This is a genomic window from Streptomyces sp. CA-142005 (genome assembly GCF_050942335.1).
Lineage (GTDB): Bacteria > Actinomycetota > Actinomycetes > Streptomycetales > Streptomycetaceae > Streptomyces.
Genome location: NZ_CP192078.1, coordinates 2,908,260 through 2,926,747, shown reverse-complemented (window position 1 = coordinate 2,926,747; position 18,488 = coordinate 2,908,260). Strand labels below are relative to the sequence as shown.

18 protein-coding genes are annotated in these 18,488 nt (G+C 70.5%); 7 read left to right on the top strand and 11 right to left on the bottom strand.

What is annotated here, in order from left to right; all coding sequences use genetic code 11:
• Positions 1–11: 11 nt before the first annotated feature.
• On the top strand, positions 12–851 hold the full coding sequence (locus tag ACQPXS_RS14000) for a carbohydrate ABC transporter permease (RefSeq protein ID WP_351801133.1): 840 nt from the start codon (positions 12–14) through the stop codon (positions 849–851).
• 15 nt (positions 852–866) lie between these two features.
• Here the strand turns inward: ACQPXS_RS14000 and ACQPXS_RS13995 are convergent, their stop codons facing one another.
• The 7 genes from ACQPXS_RS13995 to tkt form a co-directional block, all read right to left on the bottom strand.
• Positions 867–1,325 carry a hypothetical protein gene (locus tag ACQPXS_RS13995; RefSeq protein WP_433449484.1) on the bottom strand — a complete coding sequence of 153 codons (459 nt, stop codon included), beginning with the start codon at positions 1,323–1,325 and terminating at the stop codon, positions 867–869.
• A 26-nt stretch (positions 1,326–1,351) separates the two neighbouring features.
• Positions 1,352–1,846, bottom strand: a complete 495-nt coding sequence (locus ACQPXS_RS13990; protein WP_433449482.1) for a lamin tail domain-containing protein — start codon at positions 1,844–1,846, stop codon at positions 1,352–1,354.
• Between the two features lie 200 nt (positions 1,847–2,046).
• A complete protein-coding gene (gene pgl / locus ACQPXS_RS13985; RefSeq protein WP_399171944.1) occupies positions 2,047–2,829 on the bottom strand; it encodes a 6-phosphogluconolactonase in 783 nt (260 codons plus the stop codon).
• Positions 2,826–3,881, bottom strand: coding sequence for a glucose-6-phosphate dehydrogenase assembly protein OpcA (gene opcA / locus ACQPXS_RS13980; protein WP_433449480.1), 1,056 nt, complete (start codon positions 3,879–3,881; stop codon positions 2,826–2,828). Before opcA ends, pgl begins: the two co-directional genes overlap by 4 nt.
• Entirely contained in the window at positions 3,878–5,416 is a 1,539-nt protein-coding gene (zwf, locus tag ACQPXS_RS13975) for a glucose-6-phosphate dehydrogenase (protein ID WP_351800817.1), read from the bottom strand. The genes opcA and zwf overlap by 4 nt, the downstream gene beginning before the upstream one ends.
• Before the next feature lies 1 nt (position 5,417).
• Complete coding sequence (tal, locus tag ACQPXS_RS13970; RefSeq protein WP_433449479.1) at positions 5,418–6,536, bottom strand: transaldolase; 1,119 nt, start codon at positions 6,534–6,536, stop codon at positions 5,418–5,420.
• 33 nt (positions 6,537–6,569) lie between these two features.
• Entirely contained in the window at positions 6,570–8,657 is a 2,088-nt protein-coding gene (gene tkt / locus ACQPXS_RS13965) for a transketolase (protein WP_351800820.1), read from the bottom strand.
• Positions 8,658–9,031: 374 nt separating this feature from the next.
• Here tkt and ACQPXS_RS13960 point away from each other — a divergent pair, with 374 nt between their 5' ends.
• The 4 genes from ACQPXS_RS13960 to ACQPXS_RS13945 all read left to right on the top strand — a co-directional run bounded on the left by ACQPXS_RS13960 (position 9,032) and on the right by ACQPXS_RS13945 (position 12,420).
• Positions 9,032–9,988: a heme o synthase gene (locus ACQPXS_RS13960; protein WP_356304342.1), complete on the top strand. Its 957-nt coding sequence runs from the start codon at positions 9,032–9,034 to the stop codon at positions 9,986–9,988.
• A gap of 69 nt (positions 9,989–10,057) precedes the next feature.
• Entirely contained in the window at positions 10,058–10,378 is a 321-nt protein-coding gene (locus ACQPXS_RS13955; protein ID WP_351800824.1) for a hypothetical protein, read from the top strand.
• Between the two features lie 176 nt (positions 10,379–10,554).
• A complete protein-coding gene (locus tag ACQPXS_RS13950) occupies positions 10,555–11,661 on the top strand; it encodes an amidohydrolase family protein (protein ID WP_433449476.1) in 1,107 nt (368 codons plus the stop codon).
• A gap of 18 nt (positions 11,662–11,679) precedes the next feature.
• Positions 11,680–12,420: a nucleotidyltransferase gene (locus tag ACQPXS_RS13945; RefSeq protein ID WP_433449475.1), complete on the top strand. Its 741-nt coding sequence runs from the start codon at positions 11,680–11,682 to the stop codon at positions 12,418–12,420.
• Between the two features lies 1 nt (position 12,421).
• Here the strand turns inward: ACQPXS_RS13945 and ACQPXS_RS13940 are convergent, their stop codons facing one another.
• The 4 genes from ACQPXS_RS13940 to ACQPXS_RS13925 all read right to left on the bottom strand — a co-directional run bounded on the left by ACQPXS_RS13940 (position 12,422) and on the right by ACQPXS_RS13925 (position 16,106).
• Positions 12,422–13,432 (bottom strand): COX15/CtaA family protein, encoded by a 1,011-nt coding sequence (locus tag ACQPXS_RS13940; protein WP_433449474.1) that lies wholly within the window; start codon positions 13,430–13,432, stop codon positions 12,422–12,424.
• A gap of 48 nt (positions 13,433–13,480) precedes the next feature.
• Positions 13,481–14,197 (bottom strand): ABC transporter permease, encoded by a 717-nt coding sequence (locus ACQPXS_RS13935; protein WP_390681745.1) that lies wholly within the window; start codon positions 14,195–14,197, stop codon positions 13,481–13,483.
• 53 nt (positions 14,198–14,250) lie between these two features.
• A complete protein-coding gene (locus ACQPXS_RS13930; protein WP_433449473.1) occupies positions 14,251–15,228 on the bottom strand; it encodes an ABC transporter ATP-binding protein in 978 nt (325 codons plus the stop codon).
• 83 nt (positions 15,229–15,311) lie between these two features.
• On the bottom strand, positions 15,312–16,106 hold the full coding sequence (locus ACQPXS_RS13925; protein ID WP_351800828.1) for an aminoglycoside N(3)-acetyltransferase: 795 nt from the start codon (positions 16,104–16,106) through the stop codon (positions 15,312–15,314).
• A gap of 184 nt (positions 16,107–16,290) precedes the next feature.
• Between ACQPXS_RS13925 and ACQPXS_RS13920 the strand changes: the two genes are divergently transcribed.
• Together ACQPXS_RS13920 and sufB are read left to right on the top strand one after the other, a co-directional pair.
• On the top strand, positions 16,291–17,025 hold the full coding sequence (locus tag ACQPXS_RS13920) for a helix-turn-helix transcriptional regulator (RefSeq protein ID WP_433449472.1): 735 nt from the start codon (positions 16,291–16,293) through the stop codon (positions 17,023–17,025).
• Positions 17,022–18,443, top strand: a complete 1,422-nt coding sequence (gene sufB / locus ACQPXS_RS13915; protein WP_351209414.1) for a Fe-S cluster assembly protein SufB — start codon at positions 17,022–17,024, stop codon at positions 18,441–18,443. The genes ACQPXS_RS13920 and sufB overlap by 4 nt, the downstream gene beginning before the upstream one ends.
• Positions 18,444–18,488: the final 45 nt, after the last annotated feature.

Below are 18,488 nucleotides of genomic sequence, written 5' to 3'. Positions count from 1 at the left end.
TGAACTCGGCCATGAACGCGATCAGGCGGGGCCTGGGCAACGGCCTGGTGCAGGCCTTCCTGGTGGTGATCGGCCTGGTCTGGCTGACCCCGCTCGCAGGCCTCTTCGTGTCCTCCCTGCGCTCGGCACAGGACACCGCGAAGGGCGGCTGGTGGACCGCGCTCACCAGCCCCGGCCAGCTGTCCTTCGACAATTACTCGGCCCTGCTGAAGAACGCCGGCATGACGCAGGCCTTCTGGAACACGGTCCTGATCTCGGTACCGGCCACGACCCTCGTCGTGGTCATCGCCGCCCTCGCTGGATACGCCTTCGCCTGGCTGGACTTCCCCCTCCGGGAGCCACTCTTCCTGCTGGTGGTGGCCCTGTTGGTGGTGCCGGTCCAGATCGGGCTGCTGCCGGTGGCCAAACTCTTCGGCGCGCTGGGCCTGTTCGGCACGATCCCCGGAGTCGTCCTGTTCCACGTGGCGTACGGACTGCCGTTCGCGGTGTTCCTGCTCCGCAACTACTTCGCGGAGATGCCGAAGGAGATGCTGGAGGCGGCCCGGATGGACGGCGGCAGCGAATGGCGCATCTTCACCCGCCTGGTCCTGCCGGTGGGACGGCCCGCGATCGCCTCGCTCGCGATCTTCCAGTTCCTCTGGGTCTGGAACGACATGCTGGTGGCGCTGCTCTTCGCCGACAGCTCCTCCCAGCCCCTGACCGTGGAACTCCAGTCCCAGATCCGCCAGTTCGGCAGCAACATCGACGTCCTCGCCCCGGGCGCGTTCCTGTCCCTGATCGTGCCGGTGGTGGTGTTCTTCGCCTTCCAGCGGCACTTCGTCCAGGGCGTGATGGCGGGCTCGGTCAAGTGACCGAGCCCGCGCGGCTCACGCGTACGTCCAGCGCCAGGCGCTGCCGCTGTAGGAACACGTGATCGGCGTACCGCTCGCCGTGGTGGTCGTCGCCCCGTGGTCGCTGCTGCGGCAGAACTGGCCCGCCTGGTAGCAGTTGCCCGCGTTGGAGACGATGGAGCAGGTGCCGCTGCCGCTGCCACTGCCACTGCCGGTGTCGTCACTGCGCACCGTGCCGGAAGCGGCCTTGGTGACGGTGACGGTCGGTCCGGGCGTTCGGACGGTCTTCGTCCTGGTGACCGTCGGCCCGGGCTCCGGCCGGGCGGTCACGGTGGCCGTCGCCGTGACGGTCACGGTGGGCCGGGGCGCCGGTGCCGGCGCCTTGGCCGCGCTGTCGTGCGTGGACTGGCCACAGCCGGCCGCGCCGGCGGCCAGCAGGGCGACGCACGCGGCCCACACCCGCACGCGTCGGTGCGGACTCTTGTACGGATTCACGGTCACTCTCCCGGGACGGCTCGGTGTCAGCCGTGGAAGGTGATGTAACCGTTGCCGTCCCGGTCGTTGCCGGACTTGGTGTAGGCGTGGGTGTCCGCGTGGGCCCCGGACGGCTTGTAGAGGTAGATGGTGTCCTTGTCGTTGTTCCAGATGAAGTTGCAGTTCTGGCGGTAGACGACGTTGTGGGCGTCCGAGTCGGTGCCGTGGCCCCCGCGCAGCTTCACGTAGTCGCCGGGCTGGAGGTAGTGGTTCGAGCCGAACGTGAACCGGTTCCCCGCGGCGTCCTTGACGAAGTAGCCCTTGAGGTTGACGGTCGTGCTGCGCGAGTAGTTCTTGATCGTCAGATACTCGTCCCGGGTGTTGCCCGTGCTGCAGCTGTTGGAGTCCCGCCCCGGCGCGTCGTACTGGACGCCCGTGATCTTCAGGGCGGAGGAGTACTCGGTGGCCTGGGCCGGGGCGGCGACGGCGACGGCGAGAGCGCCGGCAGCGGCGGTGGCGGTGAGCGCGGAACGTATACGCATGAGGTCCCCCCTCAGTGGTGCGATCGGTGCGCCCAGGAGCTTACACAAAAGTTGAGTGTTATATGAATATTTCGTGGAAGTCGTGAAGGACTTGCTTGAGGGGGAGTCAGAAGACACGACGAGGGCGGCAGGGGAGTCGTCCCCTGCCGCCCTCGTGTGCGTCGGCAGTTCACCGGTTCACCGGTTCACCGGTCACCGGTTCACGGTGAAGCCGGCGGATACAGCGATCTCGGCAACTGCGAAGCCGCAGCCGCGTCCAGCAGCCAGAGCGTGCGCGAGCGGCCGTACGCCCCCGCTGCCGGCGCCTGGATCTCGCCCGCGCCCGACAGGGCGATGGCCGCGGCCTCCGCCTTGTCCTCGCCGGCCGCGAGGAGCCAGACCTCGCGGGCCGAACGGATCGCGGGGAGCGTGAGGGAGACCCGGGTCGGCGGCGGCTTGGGGGCGCCGTGGACGCCGATCACCGTGCGTTCCGTCTCCCGTACCCCCGGATGCTCCGGGAAGAGCGAGGCCACGTGGGTGTCCGGGCCGACGCCCAGCATCAGCACGTCGAAGGTGGGCACCGAGCCGTGGTTCTCGGGTCCGGCCGCCTTCGCCAGCTCCGCCGCGTACGCCTCCGCCGCCGCGTCGACGTCCGTACCGTACGGGCCGTCGGAGGCGGGCATGGCGTGCACGCGCTCCGGGGCCAGCGGAACGGAGTCGAGCAGGGCCGCGCGGGCCTGCGTGACATTGCGCTCCGGGTCGCCCTCGGGGAGGTAGCGCTCGTCGCCCCACCACAGGTCGAGCCGGCCCCAGTCGATGGCGTCCCGGGCCGGGGCCGCCGCCAGCGCGGCCAGCAGGCCGTTGCCGTTGCGTCCGCCCGTGAGGACCACGGACGCGGTGCCCCGGGAGGCCTGCGCGTCCACGATCTTCGTGATCAGGCGGGCCGCGGCGGCCTGAGCCATCAGCTCCTTGTCGCGGTGGACGACCAGCTGCGGAGTGCTCACTTCGCCGCCGCCTTCCTCGCAGGTACCTTCTTCGCGGTCTTGGACGCCGCCCTCTTGGCCGGTGCCTTCGCCGTCTCCTCTTCGGACCTGGGCTCGGCCAGCGGCTCCTGAACGGACTGCTCCGGAACCGGGTTCAGCCGCTCCACGCCGTAGCGCAGCGCCGAGGCGTAGGTGTCGTCCGGGTCGAGCCGGCGCAGCTCCTCCGCGATCAGCTCGGCGGTGTCCCGCCGCTTCAGCGCCACCGCGCGGGCCGGCTGGCCCTGGATGGACAGCGTGGCCAGCGTGCCGTCCGCGCGGTCCAGGACGATCGGGCCGCAGCTCGTGTCCATGCGGACCGCGGTGAGACCCGGGCCGCCCGACAGCGACCGCTTCACCGGTACGTCCAGCCGGTCCGCGAGCCACATCGCCAGCAGCTCACAGCTCGGGTTGAACTCCTCGCCCTCCACCTCGACGGCCGTCACCTGGCAGGTGACCTGGTCCAGGGCCGCCGCGAGCATCGAACGCCACGGCGTGATCCGGGTCCAGGACAGGTCGGTGTCGCCGGGCGTGTAGGCCTCGGCGCGGGCGGACAGCTCCCGCACCGGCTGCTCGGCGGCGTAGGTGTCGGTGACCCGGCGCTGCGCGAGCGCGCCCAGCGGGTCCTTCGCCGGGTCCAGCGGCGCGTTCACCGGCCACCACACGACCACCGGCGCGTCCGGCAGCAGCAGCGGCAGCACGACCGAGTCGGCGTGGCCCACGACCTCGCCGTACAGCCGCAGCACCACCGTCTCGCCGGTGCCCGCGTCCGCGCCCACCCGCACCTCGGCGTCCAGACGCGAGGAGGTGCGGTCGCGCGGGCTGCGGGAGACCCGCTTGATGACCACCAGCGTGCGCGAGGGGTGCTCGTGCGAGGCGTCGTTGGCGGCCTTCAGCGCGTCGTAGGCGTTCTCCTCGTCGGTGACGATGACGAGGGTCAGGACCATGCCCACGGCGGGCGTGCCGATCGCGCGGCGGCCCTGGACGAGCGCCTTGTTGATGTCGCCGGCGGTGGTGTCGGTCAGGTCTATCTTCATGGCCGGCGCCAGCTCCGTCCGTCTCGTGCGAGCATCTCGTCCGCCTCGGCGGGGCCCCAGGTGCCCGACTGGTACTGCGCGGGCCTGCCGTGCTTGTCCCAGTACTCCTCGATCGGGTCGAGGATCTTCCAGGACAGCTCGACCTCCTCCGTGCGCGGGAAGAGGTTGGCGTCGCCCAGCAGCACGTCCAGGATGAGCCGCTCGTACGCCTCCGGGCTGGACTCCGTGAAGGACTCGCCGTAGGCGAAGTCCATGGAGACGTCCCGGATCTCCATCGAGGTGCCCGGGACCTTGGAGCCGAAGCGGACGGTGACGCCCTCGTCGGGCTGGACGCGGATGACGATCGCGTTCTGGCCCAGCTCCTCCGTCGCCGTGGTGTCGAAGGGGGAGTGCGGGGCCCGCTGGAAGACGACGGCGATCTCCGTCACCCGGCGGCCGAGGCGCTTGCCGGTGCGCAGATAGAAGGGGACGCCCGCCCAGCGGCGGTTGTCGATCTCCAGCTTGATCGCCGCGTAGGTGTCGGTCTTCGACTTGCGGTCGATGCCCTCCTCTTCGAGGTAGCCGATGACCTTCTCGCCGCCCTGCCAGCCGCCCGCGTACTGCCCGCGCACGGTGCTGCCGCCCAGGTCCCTGGGCAGCCGTACCGCGCCCAGCACCTTCTCCTTCTCCGCGGCCAGGGCGTCCGCGTCGAAGGAGGCGGGCTCCTCCATGGCGGTCAGCGCCATGAGCTGGAGCAGGTGGTTCTGGATGACGTCACGGGCGGCGCCGATGCCGTCGTAGTAACCGGCGCGGCCGCCGATGCCGATGTCCTCGGCCATGGTGATCTGCACGTGGTCCACGAAGGACCGGTTCCAGATCGGCTCGAACATCGTGTTGGCGAAGCGCAGCGCCAGGATGTTCTGGACGGTCTCCTTGCCGAGGTAGTGGTCGATCCGGAACACCTGGTCCGGCTCGAACACCTCGTGCACGACCTTGTTCAGGTCCTCGGCCGACTTCAGGTCGTGCCCGAACGGCTTCTCGATGACCGCGCGCCGCCAGGAACCGCCCGACTGGTCGGCCAGCCCGTGCTTCTTCAGCTGCTGGATGACCACCGGGAAGGAACGCGGCGGCACCGACAGGTAGAAGGCGAAGTTGCCGCTCGTGCCCTGCGCCTTGTCCAGCTCGTCGATGGTGGAGCGCAGCCGCTCGAACGCGTCGTCGTCGTCGAAGGTGCCCTGGACGAAGCGCATCCCCTGGATGAGCTGCTGCCAGACCTCCTCGCGGAACGGCGTACGGGCGTGCGCCTTGACCGCGTCGTGGACCTCCTGCGCGAAGTCCTCGTGCGCCCACTCGCGGCGGGCGAAGCCCACCAGCGAGAAGCCCGGCGGCAGCAGACCCCGGTTGGCGAGGTCGTACACCGCGGGCATCAGCTTCTTGCGGGACAGGTCGCCCGTGACACCGAAGATGACCAGACCCGACGGCCCCGCGATGCGCGGGAGCCGTCGGTCGGCCGGGTCACGAAGCGGGTTCGCTCCGGAACCGGAAAGGGGTGACAACTCAGCCCTCCGAAGGGGCAAGGCGCTCGAGCTCCGCCTGAGTGGACTTCAGCAGGTCGTTCCAGGACGCCGCGAACTTCTCGACGCCCTCGTCCTCCAGCACCTGCACGACGTCGTCGTACGAGATGCCGAGCTTCTCCAGCGCGTCGAGGTCGGCGCGCGCCTGCTCGTAGGTGCCGGCGATGGTGTCGCCGCTGATCTCGCCGTGGTCCTCGGTGGCCTCCAGCGTGGCCTCCGGCATGGTGTTGACCGTGTTCGGCGCGACCAGCTCGGTGACGTACAGCGTGTCCGGGTACGCCGGGTCCTTCACACCGGTCGACGCCCACAGCGGACGCTGCTTGTTGGCGCCCGCGCTCTCCAGCGCCTGCCAGCGGCTCGAGGAGAAGACCTCCTCGTACGCCTGGTAGGCGAGGCGGGCGTTGGCGACGGCGGCCTTGCCGCGCAGCGCCTTGGCCTCGTCGGTGCCGATGCCGTCCAGGCGCTTGTCGATCTCGGTGTCCACGCGGGACACGAAGAAGGACGCCACGGAGTGGATCAGGGACAGGTCCAGGCCGCGCTCCTTGGCCTTCTCCAGGCCGGAGAGGTAGGCGTCCATGACGGCCCGGTACCGCTCCAGGGAGAAGATCAGGGTGACGTTGACGCTGATGCCGAGGCCGATCGTCTCGGTGATCGCCGGCAGACCCGCCTCGGTGGCCGGGATCTTGATCAGGGTGTTGGGGCGGTCCACCAGCCAGGCCAGCTGCTTGGCCTCGGCGACGGTGGCCTTGGTGTTGTGCGCCAGGCGCGGGTCGACCTCGATGGAGACCCGGCCGTCCTTGCCGCCGGTGGCGTCGAAGACCGGGCGCAGGATGTCGGCGGCGTCGCGGACGTCCGCCGTGGTGATCATGCGGATGGCCTCTTCGACGGTGACCTTGCGGGCGGCGAGGTCCGTGACCTGCTGCTCGTAGCCGTCGCCGCCGCTGATCGCCTTCTGGAAGATCGTCGGGTTGGTGGTGACGCCCACGACGTGCTGCTGGTCGATCAGCTCGGCGAGGTTGCCGGACGTGATCCGCTTGCGCGACAGGTCGTCCAGCCAGATCGCGACGCCTTCTTCGGAGAGGCGCTTGAGTGCGTCTGTCATGGAATTACATCTCCTACGTGTCGTATATGAGCGTCAGCGCTGGGCGGCGGCGATGGATTCCCGGGCCTTGGCGGCCACATTCTCGGCAGTGAAGCCGAACTCGCGGAAGAGCACCTTGCCGTCGGCGGAAGCACCGAAGTGCTCCAGGGAAACGATGCGGCCGGCGTCCCCGACGTAGCGGTACCAGGTCAGTCCGATGCCCGCCTCCACGGCCACGCGGGCCTTGACGGACGGCGGGAGCACGGAGTCCCGGTACCCCTGGTCCTGCTCCTCGAACCACTCGACGGACGGCATCGACACGACACGCGTGGGAACGCCCTCGGCCTGGAGCCGCTCACGCGCCTCCACGGCCACGTGCACCTCGGAACCCGTGGCGATCAGGATCACCTGCGGCTCGCCGCCGTCGGCCTCGAACAGGACGTAGCCACCCTTGGCCGCGTCCTCGTTGGGCTCGTACGTCGGCACGCCCTGGCGGGTGAGGGCCAGGCCGTGCGGCTGCCCCTTGCCGAACTCCTTCGTCCAGCGCCGCAGGATCTCGCGCCAGGCGATCGCGGTCTCGTTGGCGTCGGCCGGACGGACGATGTTCAGGCCGGGGATCGCGCGCAGCGAGGCCAGGTGCTCGACCGGCTGGTGGGTGGGGCCGTCCTCGCCGAGGCCGATGGAGTCGTGCGTCCACACGTACGTCACCGGCAGGTGCATCAGGGCCGACAGGCGCACCGCGTTGCGCATGTAGTCGGAGAAGACGAGGAACGTACCGCCGTAGACACGGGTGTTGCCGTGCAGCGTGATGCCGTTCAGCTCGGCGCCCATCGAGTGCTCGCGGATGCCGAAGTGGATGGTGCGCCCGTACGGCTTGGCCTCGGGCAGCGGGTTGCCCTCGGGCAGGAACGAGCTCTCCTTGTCGATGGTCGTGTTGTTCGACCCGGCGAGGTCGGCGGAGCCGCCCCACAGCTCGGGGATCACCGCGCCGAGCGCCTGCAGCACCTTGCCGGAGGCGGCACGCGTCGCGACACCCTTGCCCGGCTCGAAGACCGGGATCTTCTCCTCCCAGCCGGTGGGCAGCTCGCCCCGGCTGATGCGGTCGAACTCGGCGGCGCGCTCGGGGTTGTCGTCCCGCCAGACCTGCAGGGCCTTCTCCCACTCGGCACGCGCCTGGGCGCCGCGCTCCAGGGCCTTGCGGGTGTGGGTGATCACCTCGTCCTCGACGGCGAAGTGCTTCTCAGGGTCGAAGCCGAGGACGCGCTTGGTGGCCGCGACCTCCTCGTCGCCCAGCGCCGAGCCGTGCGCGGCCTCGGTGTTCTGGGCGTTCGGGGCCGGCCAGGCGATGATCGAGCGCATCGCGATGAAGGACGGCCGGTCGGTGACGGCCTTGGCCTTCTGGATCGCCTCGTAGATCGCCCGCGGGTCCAGGTCGCCGTTGTCCTGGGCCTCCACGCGCTGCACGTGCCAGCCGTAGGCCTCGTACCGCTTCACGGTGTCCTCGGAGACGGCCGTCTCGGTGTCGCCCTCGATCGAGATGTGGTTGTCGTCCCACAGCAGGATCAGGTTGCCGAGCTTCTGGTGGCCGGCCAGCGAGGAGGCCTCGGCGGAGATGCCCTCCTGGAGGCAGCCGTCACCGGCGATGCAGTAGACGAAGTGGTCGAAGGGGGACTCGCCGACGGCCGCGTCCGGGTCGAACAGGCCGCGCTCGTAGCGGGCGGCCATCGCCATGCCCACCGCGTTGGCGACACCCTGGCCGAGCGGACCGGTGGTGGTCTCGACACCCTTGGTGTGCCCGTACTCCGGGTGACCCGGGGTCTTCGAACCCCAGGTGCGGAAGGACTCCAGGTCCTCCAGTTCCAGGCCGAAGCCGGCCAGGTAGAGCTGCGTGTAGAGGGTCAGGGAAGAGTGGCCGGCGGACAGCACGAAGCGGTCGCGTCCGACCCACTCGGGGTCCGCCGGGTCGTGCCGCATCACCTTCTGGAAGAGGGTGTAGGCGGCCGGGGCCAGGCTCATCGCCGTACCGGGATGGCCGTTGCCGACCTTCTGTACGGCGTCGGCGGCCAGGACCCGGGCGGTGTCCACGGCCCGCTGGTCCAGCTCGGTCCACTCAAGGTCTGTGGTGGTCGGCTTGGTGCTCACCCTGGGTCAGGGCTCCTCTCCACATGTCGGTCGCCGGTCTTCGGGGCATACGCCCACCCGGCCGCCGGCGTGCTTCTGCCCGCCGGCCGTTGCCGAGCCTACCCCTGTGAGGACGTGCATTTTTTCGAGTGTTTCCAGACTGCCGGGACTCTCCCGGATCCGCCTCCCGACTGGCCGAGAAGCCGTGTGGCACTTGAATACGGAGCCGGTCATCTGAGCGCTCAATCGAGTGATGGCTCCCCTCTTATGGGGCGTGCGTCAACACGACCCCACCCCCGCGAAGGCCGGGGTATGGGCAACGTCTAAAGTGGCGTGGTACGCGCGAGCCTTTACCGGCACTTCACAGGGAGGCTCGCTGGGAGTCTCTGTCAGGGGTGTGCGTGACGGCCGTCGAATCACGTCCAGCGGGCGTGCTGGGTGGTGCGAGCCAGGGCCCGGTTCACCGGCCGTTCGGGGCCCGTGTCAAGGCGTTCGTGGCTCTGACCAAGCCGCGGATCATCGAGCTGCTGCTCATCACCACCGTTCCGGTGATGTTCCTGGCGCAGCAGGGTGTGCCCGACCTGAAGCTGGTCCTGCTGACCTGCGTCGGCGGCTATCTCTCCGCGGGCGGCGCCAACGCGCTGAACATGTACATCGACCGGGACATCGACGCCCTGATGGACCGCACCTCGCAGCGGCCGCTGGTGACCGGCATGGTCAGCCCGCCCGAGTGCCTCGCCTTCGGCATCGCCCTCGCGGTCGTCTCGACGCTCCTGTTCGGATTCACCGTCAACTGGCTGTCCGCCTGGCTGTCCCTCGGCGCACTCCTCTTCTATGTCGTCGTCTACACGATGATCCTCAAGCGGCGTACCTCGCAGAACATCGTGTGGGGCGGCATCGCGGGCTGCATGCCCGTGCTCATCGGCTGGTCGGCCGTGACGAACTCCCTCTCCTGGGCGCCGGTCGTCCTGTTCCTGGTGATCTTCTTCTGGACCCCGCCGCACTACTGGCCGCTGTCCATGAAGGTGAAGGACGACTACGCGCGCGTGGGCGTCCCGATGCTCCCGGTCATCGCGTCCAACAAGGTCGTCGCCAAGCAGATCGTCATCTACAGCTGGGTGATGGTCGCCGTGTCCCTGCTGCTCACGCCGCTCGGCTACACCGGCTGGTTCTACACGGCCGTCGCGCTGGCCGCGGGCGGCTGGTGGCTGTGGGAGGCGCACGCGCTGCAGAACCGGGCCAAGGCCGAGGTCACGGGCGGGAAGCTGAAGGAGATGCGGCTGTTCCACTGGTCCATCACCTATGTGTCGCTGCTGTTCGTGGCGATCGCGGTGGACCCGTTCCTGCGCTGACCGGCGCCGGGCGTACGTCACAGAGCCCTGCTCTCGCCAGCCGATCTACCCACGAGTAGCATCCTGGCCATGGCAGACACGCAGCAGGTTGACGCGAGGGCCGAGCGCAAGGCCGCGAAGCTCGCCCGGGAGATCAGTGCCTTCGCCAGGGCCCACGGCGGCGCCGAGGGCCAGGTGGCCCACATCGGCGAGCGCGGCGCCCGCATCGTCCTCGTCGGAGAGGACGGCGGCTGGGGCGACCTGGTGGCCCCCAGCACCGAGATCGCCGAGAAGGCCGTCGAGAAGTCCGGCATCACCGTCCACGAGTCCTTCGACGGCGAGTTCGCGGCGAAGGTGAAGACGGGCTCGTACGAATGGAAGCGGATGGCCGGCATTCAGATCGGCGGCTGAACAGCGCGCCCCTGAAGGAGCGCGGGGCCGTATCGGCATGCGGCTCCGCCGCGTGGGCGCGAGCGACCATGAGGGACCGGTGGCCGCCGACGCACGCGCATTCCCGAGCCGATCCGCGACCTCGAACCCCGTTCACTCGTTAAGCCGCAAAAGCCGGTGCACACGGGGAGTCCGGGATGATCGAAACGCCGTCCCTCGTGGACCAGTACTGCCACGGCGTACTGCGGACAGAGCTGGGCCTCGGCACCTTCGAGGCCCAGCTCGCCCGCACCGAGGGCCCACCGGCACCCGGCACCACCCTCTTCGACACCCAGACGGGATTCGCCGTACGGCGCTGGTGCCCGCCGCTGCTCGGCCTGGAGCCGCACTGCCCGCCCGCCCGCTATCTGGCCCGGCGCCGGGAACTGGGCGTCCTGGAAGCGGGCCGCAGGCTGCTGCGCGGCAGCGGCATCACCACCTACCTCGTCGACACGGGGCTCCCCGGCGACCTCACCGGCCCCACCGAACTGGCGTCCACGGGCGATGCCGACGCCCGTGAAATCGTCCGGCTGGAGCAGCTCGCAGAGCAGGTCGCCGACACCTCCGGCACCGTCGAGTCCTTCCTCGCCAACCTCGCCGAGTCGGTGCACGGCGCCGCAGCGAACGCCGTCGCCTTCACCTCCGTCGCGGGGCTGGGACACGGCCTGGCGCTGGCGCCCGAGCCGCCGGGTCCGGGGGAGGTGCGGGGCGCGGCGGGCCGCTGGCTGGCCGGGCGCAGGGTCGGCGGGCCGCTCACCGACCCGGTGCTGCTGCGGCACCTGCTGTGGATCGCCGTTGCCTCGGGCCTGCCGCTCCAACTGCACGCGGGGCTGGGCGAGCCGGCCTCCCGCATCGACCGCACCGACCCCGTGCTGCTCACCGACTTCGTGCGGGCCACGGCGGGCCTCGGCACCGACCTGATCCTGCTGCACGGCTACCCGTACCACCGTCACGCCGCCCATCTGGCCGGCGTCTTCCCGCACGTCTACACCGACTCCGGTGCCGCGCTGGTCCGCACCGGCGCCCGCGCGGCCACCGTCCTCGCCGAGATCCTGGAGCTGGCGCCCTTCGGCAAGATCCTCTTCTCCACGGGCGCCCACGGCCTGCCCGAGCTGCACGTCGTAGGCGCCCGGCTGTTCCGCGAGGCCCTGGCCCGGGTCCTGGGCAACTGGGTGGCCGAGGGCGCCTGGTCCCTGGAGGACGCCCAGCGGGTGGCCCGGATGGTCGCGGCGGACAACGCGCGCCGGGTTTACGGACTGGCATGACCTGCCCAGACTGGGCGGATGCCGACCGCATCGCTGCTCGACAGGTTCCTCGACGGACTCACGCCGCTGCGACCGCGCGCGGTGTGGGCGCACGGCTCACTGGCCGGCGGTGACTACCAGGAGGGCCGCAGCGACCTGGACCTGATCGCCGTACTGCCCGGCCCGGTGCGCCTCGGGACCGTACGGCGGGTGGTGGCCCTGCACCGGAGGCTGCGCGCCCTGCCGCTCTCCGCGAAACTCCACTGCAGCTATCTCACCCCCGCCACCCTGGGCGACCCGGACCGTCCGCACCTCACCTGGGCCCACGGACACGTGATGCGCCGCCCGGTCACCCCCGTCACCCGGCGCGAGCTGCACGACTTCGGGCGGGCGCTGTACGGCGGGTCGCCGGCCGGGCTGCTCCCGCCGGTGCCGGAGCGGCAGCTGCACGACTTCGTCGTACGGGACCAGCGGGACTACTGGCGCCCGGCGGTCGACAAGGCCCGGCTGTGGCGGCAGGACGTGTGGGTCGACCTGGGCCTGCTCACCTTCGCCCGGGCCACCGTGACCCTGCGGGACGGCCGGCTGATCTCGAAGCGGGAGGCGCTCGACGAACTCCCGGCGCTCGGCGCTCCCGCCGAGGTCGTCGCGGACATCACCCGCCGACGCTACGACGACGATCCCGCCCCGGCAGCCCAGGACTGGCTCGTCCGCCGCGCCGAGCTGACCCGCGCCTACCTCGGCCCGGCGATCGGCGCGCTGGTCACCAGCTACGGGTGACTCACGCGCGCGTGCCCACCGCCACCTCGGCCGCGGGGCCGGGCAGGTCCAGGGTGGCCTCCGGGCGTTCGCGGAGGGCCAGCAGGATGCGCAGGACGCCGATCCACACGAGGCAGGAGCCCAGCATGTGCAGGCCCACCAGCACCTCGGGCAGATGGGTGAAGTACTGCACGTAGCCGATCACACCCTGGGCGAGCAGGATCAGGAACAGGTCGCGGGTGCGGGCGAGCGGCCCCTTCGGGGCGTCCACCGCCTTCAGCACGAACCACAGCGCGAACGTCAGTGTCACCACGATCCAGGCGAGCACCGCGTGCAGCTTGGCCACCGTCTCCCAGTCGATGGGGATCCGCTCGACCTCGCTGGAGTCACCCGCGTGCGGGCCGGCCCCGGTCACCACCGTGCCGACCGCGATGAGCAGCAGAGACGCGGCCACCAGGAACCACACCAGCTGCTGCACGGCCTTGCCGACCAGCGGCCGGGGCGCGCCGTCGCCCTCGCGGGTGCGCTGCCACATCACCGCGGCGACGGTGGTCAGGGCCGTCGCCAGCAGGAAGTGGGCCGCGACCGTGTACGGGTTGAGGCCCACCAGCACGACGATGCCGCCGAGGATCGCGTTGCTCATCACCAGCCAGAACTGCGCCCAGCCCAGCCGGGTCAGGCTGCGCCGGTACGGCTTCTCGGAGCGGGCGGCGATGATCGCCCAGCCGACCGCGGCGCACAGCACGTAGGTCAGCATCCGGTTGCCGAACTCGATCGCGCTGTGGTAGCTCAGCGCGTTCGTCGGGGTCAGCGAGCCGTCGGTGCACTCCGGCCAGGTCGGGCAGCCGAGGCCGGAGCCGGTCAGGCGTACGGCGCCGCCGGTGACGACGATGACCACCGACATCACGAGCGCGGCGAGGGCCGCCCGCTGGACCGTCCTCGGGGTCGGGGTCCAGCGTTCGGCGATGAAGGCGAGCGGGTTGCGTACGGCCGCTGCGGCGTCGGCGGGGTTCAGCTTTGGCACGCCCACCATCGTAGGCCGCCGCTTGTGCACGCTTTCACGAGGGTCCGCCGTGCGGGCTCACTCCCAGCGGAAGAACTTTCCCGCGGCGGCCAGCCCGACGACCGCCCACACCGCCAGGATCCCCAGGTCGCCCCAGGGCATCCCGGCCCCGTGCTGGAGCACGTCCCGCAGGCCGTCCGACAGCGCGGAGATGGGCAGCAGCCCGAGCACGGTCTGCGCGCCCGAACCGAACTTGTCCAGCGGGACGATGACCCCGCCGCCCACGAGCAGCAGCAGGAAGACCAGGTTGGCGGCGGCCAGGGTCGCCTCCGCCTTCAGCGTGCCCGCCATCAGCAGGCCCAGGCCGGAGAAGGCCGCCGTACCGAGGACGAGGAGGAGCACGACCGCGGCCGGGTTGCCGTGCGGGGACCAGCCCAGCGCGAACGCGATCGCCGTCAGCAGGATCACCTGCAGGACCTCCGTGACCAGCACGGACGCGGTCTTCGCGGTCATCAGGCCCCAGCGGGGCAGCGGCGAGGAGGCGAGCCGCTTGAGCACGCCGTAGCGGCGCTCGAAGCCGGTCGCGATGGCCTGCCCGGTGAACGCCGTCGACATCACGGCGAGCGCCAGGATGCCGGGGGCGAGGAAGTCGACCGCCTCGCCCTTGCCGGTGTCCACGATGTCCACCGAGCTGAAGAGCACCAGCAGCAGGGTCGGGATGACCACGGTCAGCAGCAGCTGCTCGCCGTTGCGGAGCAGCATCTTCGTCTCCAGGGCCGCCTGGGCCGCGATCATGCGGGGGAGCGGCGCCGCACCCGGCTTGGGGGCGTAGGTACCGGTTGCAGTCGTCACGAGCGCAGCTCCTTGCCGGTCAGCTCCAGAAAGACGTCCTCCAGCGTGTGCCGCTCCACCGAGATCCGCTCCGGCATCACTCCGTGCTGGGCGCACCAGGAGGTCACGGTGGCCAGCAGCTGCGGGTCGACCTTGCCGACGACCCGGTAGGCTCCCGGGGTGAGCTCGGCGGCCGTGCAGTCGGCCGGGAGGGCCTTCAGCAGGGAGCCCACGTCGAGGCCGGGGCGGCCGGTGAAGCGCAGGGTGTTCTCGGCGCCGCCCTTGCACAGCTCCTCCGGGGAGCCCTGGGCGATGACCCGGCCGCCGTCGATGATCGCCACGTCGTCGGCGAGCTGTTCGGCCTCTTCCATGTAGTGGGTGGTGAGGATCACCGAGACGCCGTCGGCGCGCAGGTCCTTCACCAGGTCCCAGGTGGCCCGGCGGGCCTGTGGGTCCAGGCCGGCCGTCGGCTCGTCCAGGAAGACCAGTTCCGGGCGCCCGACGACGGCCATGGCGAGCGCGAGGCGCTGCTGCTGGCCGCCGGACAGCCGCCGGTAGGAGGTCCGGCCGCAGCTGCCGAGGCCCAGCCGCTCGATCAGGGCGTCCACGTCCAGCGGGTGCGCGTGCAGCTTCGCGACATGCCGGAGCATCTCGTCGGCCCGGGCGCCGGAGTAGACGCCGCCGGACTGGAGCATCACACCGATGCGGGGACGCAGCTCGGCGGACTGGCGTATGGGGTCGAGGCCCAGGACGCGCACCGTGCCGGAATCCGGTTTCCGGTACCCCTCGCAGGTCTCGACCGTGGTCGTCTTGCCGGCCCCGTTGGGACCGAGGACGGCGGTCACGCCCGCTCCGGCCACCAGGTCGAGGCCGTCCACCGCGGTCTTCGTGCCGTACCGCTTCACCAGGGCCTGGACCTCGATGAGCGGGTGCGGCGCGAAGCGTCTCCCTGAGGGGTGGTGGTCGGGAGACGGGTGGACGGGCTCACTTCGCATGGGTCCAGAGTCTAGGGAGACCGCTTGCCGTTCAGGCGCGGGGGTGCGGGAAGTCCTCCGCACGGGGTTTCCCGCGGGCCGGGCTACTCCTCGCGGGGCCGGTGCAGCGGCAGCCACCGCTCGGCATAGGCCACCGCGTCCGCCACCGGGAAGAGCCGGGCGTCCGCCGCGCCGACCCTGCCGCGTACGACGGGCCGGTCCCGCTCGAAGTCGTGCCCGAGCTCGTCGAACCGGTCGGAGTCGATCGACACCTCGATCACCGTCTCCCAGCCGCCGCCGGGAGCGGGCCGTCCGACCTCCACCAGCGGCGCGGGTATCCGGTACTCGGCCAGGTGGAAGCTGGTGCAGGACGCGTAGCCCGCGCCGAGCAGCAGGACCCGGGCGCCCAGCTTCTCCAGCCGGGCCAGCGGGCTGTGCTCGCCGAGCCGGCAGTCGGGGGCGTGGCCGTCGGTGATCTCCCGGGCGCGCGGGCCGAGCGCCGCGAACGAGGTCTGCGGGTGCGCGCTGCGCAGGGCACCCGGCCAGGTCCGCACGGTCTCGGGGATCACGCCGACCCCGCGGGTGGGCGTGATCAGCGGGTCGTACGGCGGCATGGTGGCCCGGATCCGGTCCCACCACTGCTCGGGCACCGGCGGCCTCGCCCACAGCGCCGGGTCGGACAGCTGGGCCGACTGGGCGGGGACGACCAGGGTGCCGGACGGGCCCAGGGCGTCGAGCAGTCCCTGGACGACCGCGACGGCACCTCCGTTGACCCAGCCGAGGGAGCCGAGGGAGGAGTGGACGAGGAGGATCTCTCCGGTCTCGACACCCAGAAGGCGCAGTTGTGTGGCCAGGGTGTCCCGTGTGACAAGAGGGCCGGTCGGAGGGGGTGTCGGCATGGTTCGCGAGTCTTCCCGACGGGCGCCCGTGCCGCCACCGAATTGCCTGCTCAGAAGCGTGCCGGATGATCGATCGAAGATCGTTTCCGCAGGTCACGTTAGGTATGCCTAAGTGACGCAGGGCACCGGTCGATGATCCGGACGGCGCTTGTCAGGCTCCGAGGAATTACGCAACAATGGCGTTGTGAAAAACGTCGGCGAGGCTCGGGAGACCCCTCTGGGGGCCCCACAGGAGGAACTCGCGACCGGTGAGCGCTCCACGCGCAACCGCGTCGCGCGCTCCATCCTGGACCACGGCCCGTCGACCGTCGCCGAACTCGCCGGCCGGCTGGGACTCACCCAGGCGGCCGTCCGGCGCCACCTGGACGCGCTGGTCGCCGACGACGTCGTGGAGGCCCGCGAACAGCGGGTGTACGGCACGCGCACGCGCGGCCGCCCCGCCAAGGTCTTCGCACTCACCGACTGCGGCCGGGACGCCTTCGACCAGTCGTACGACAAGCTCGCCGCGGACGCGCTCCGCTGGATCGCCGAGCAGGGCGGGGGCCCCGAGGCGGTCGCGGCCTTCGCCCGCGCCCGGATCGCCGCCCAGGCGAGCGCGTACCGCAAGGCGATCGAGGCGGTCACCCCGGACAAGCGCGCCGAAGCGCTGGCCAAGGCCTTGAGCGTGGACGGGTACGCTGCTACGGCGCGCAGCGCACCGGTCGGCGAGCAGCTGTGCCAGCACCACTGCCCGGTCGCCCACGTCGCGGAGCAGTTCCCGCAGCTGTGCGAGGCGGAGACGGAGATCTTCGCCGAGCTGCTGGGTACCCACGTCCAGCGACTGGCGACCATCGCGCACGGCGACGGCGTCTGCACGACGTTCATCCCCAAGATTTCCAACGACGCACCTGCAAGCACGGCCGGGAGGAACCCCGCATGACTCTCCCCACGGAGACTGCCCACCCCGAACTCGAGGGCCTGGGCAAGTACGAATACGGCTGGGCCGACTCCGACGTGGCCGGTGCCTCCGCCAGGCGCGGCCTGAACGAGGAGGTCGTCCGCGACATCTCCGGCAAGAAGTCGGAGCCGGAGTGGATGACCAAGCTGCGCCTGAAGGGCCTGAAGCTCTTCGAGAAGAAGCCGATGCCGAACTGGGGCTCCGACCTCTCGGGCATCGACTTCGACAACATCAAGTACTTCGTGCGCTCCACGGAGAAGCAGGCGGAGTCCTGGGAGGACCTGCCCGAGGACATCAAGAACACCTACGACAAGCTGGGCATCCCGGAGGCCGAGAAGCAGCGCCTGGTCGCCGGTGTCGCCGCCCAGTACGAGTCGGAGGTCGTCTACCACCAGATCCGCGAGGACCTGGAGGAGCAGGGCGTCATCTTCCTCGACACCGACACCGCGCTGAAGGAGCACCCGGAGCTCTTCAAGGAGTACTTCGGCACGGTCATCCCGGCCGGTGACAACAAGTTCGCCGCGCTGAACACGGCCGTGTGGTCCGGCGGCTCGTTCATCTACGTCCCCAAGGGCGTCCACGTCGAGATCCCGCTGCAGGCCTACTTCCGCATCAACACGGAGAACATGGGCCAGTTCGAGCGGACCCTGATCATCGTCGACGAGGGTGCCTACGTGCACTACGTCGAGGGCTGCACCGCCCCGATCTACAAGTCGGACTCGCTGCACTCCGCGGTCGTCGAGATCATCGTCAAGAAGAACGCCCGCTGCCGCTACACGACCATCCAGAACTGGTCGAACAACGTCTACAACCTGGTCACCAAGCGCGCCGTGGCCTACGAGGGCGCGACCATGGAGTGGATCGACGGCAACATCGGCTCCAAGGTGACGATGAAGTACCCGGCCGTCTACCTGATGGGCGAGCACGCCAAGGGCGAGACCCTGTCCATCGCCTTCGCGGGCGAGGGCCAGCACCAGGACGCCGGCGCCAAGATGGTCCACATGGCGCCGAACACCTCGTCCAACATCGTCTCCAAGTCGGTGGCGCGCGGTGGAGGCCGTACCTCCTACCGCGGTCTGATCGAGATCGGCGAGGGCGCCGCCGGGTCGAAGTCCAACGTGCTGTGCGACGCGCTGCTGGTGGACACCGTCTCCCGCTCGGACACCTACCCCTACGTGGACGTCCGCGAGGACGACGTGTCCATGGGTCACGAGGCCACCGTCTCCAAGGTCTCCGAGGACCAGCTCTTCTACCTGATGAGCCGCGGACTGTCCGAGGACGAGGCCATGGCGATGATCGTGCGCGGCTTCGTCGAGCCCATCGCCAAGGAGCTGCCGATGGAGTACGCGCTGGAGCTCAACCGGCTGATCGAGCTGCAGATGGAGGGCGCGGTCGGTTAATCACCCACCGCCTTCCCCATCAAGCCACTGACCTGAGAAAGCGAG

Coding starts and splice junctions, on each gene's coding strand:
- ACQPXS_RS14000 (WP_351801133.1), top strand. CDS start 12: ATGAACGCGATCAGGCGGGGCCTGGGCAACGGCCTGGTGCAGGCCTTC.
- ACQPXS_RS13990 (WP_433449482.1), bottom strand. CDS start 1,846: ATGCGTATACGTTCCGCGCTCACCGCCACCGCCGCTGCCGGCGCTCTC.
- opcA (WP_433449480.1), bottom strand. CDS start 3,881: ATGAAGATAGACCTGACCGACACCACCGCCGGCGACATCAACAAGGCG.
- tal (WP_433449479.1), bottom strand. CDS start 6,536: ATGACAGACGCACTCAAGCGCCTCTCCGAAGAAGGCGTCGCGATCTGG.
- ACQPXS_RS13955 (WP_351800824.1), top strand. CDS start 10,058: ATGGCAGACACGCAGCAGGTTGACGCGAGGGCCGAGCGCAAGGCCGCG.
- ACQPXS_RS13950 (WP_433449476.1), top strand. CDS start 10,555: ATGATCGAAACGCCGTCCCTCGTGGACCAGTACTGCCACGGCGTACTG.
- ACQPXS_RS13945 (WP_433449475.1), top strand. CDS start 11,680: ATGCCGACCGCATCGCTGCTCGACAGGTTCCTCGACGGACTCACGCCG.
- ACQPXS_RS13940 (WP_433449474.1), bottom strand. CDS start 13,432: ATGGTGGGCGTGCCAAAGCTGAACCCCGCCGACGCCGCAGCGGCCGTA.
- ACQPXS_RS13935 (WP_390681745.1), bottom strand. CDS start 14,197: ATGATCGCGGCCCAGGCGGCCCTGGAGACGAAGATGCTGCTCCGCAAC.
- ACQPXS_RS13930 (WP_433449473.1), bottom strand. CDS start 15,228: ATGCGAAGTGAGCCCGTCCACCCGTCTCCCGACCACCACCCCTCAGGG.
- ACQPXS_RS13925 (WP_351800828.1), bottom strand. CDS start 16,106: ATGCCGACACCCCCTCCGACCGGCCCTCTTGTCACACGGGACACCCTG.
- sufB (WP_351209414.1), top strand. CDS start 17,022: ATGACTCTCCCCACGGAGACTGCCCACCCCGAACTCGAGGGCCTGGGC.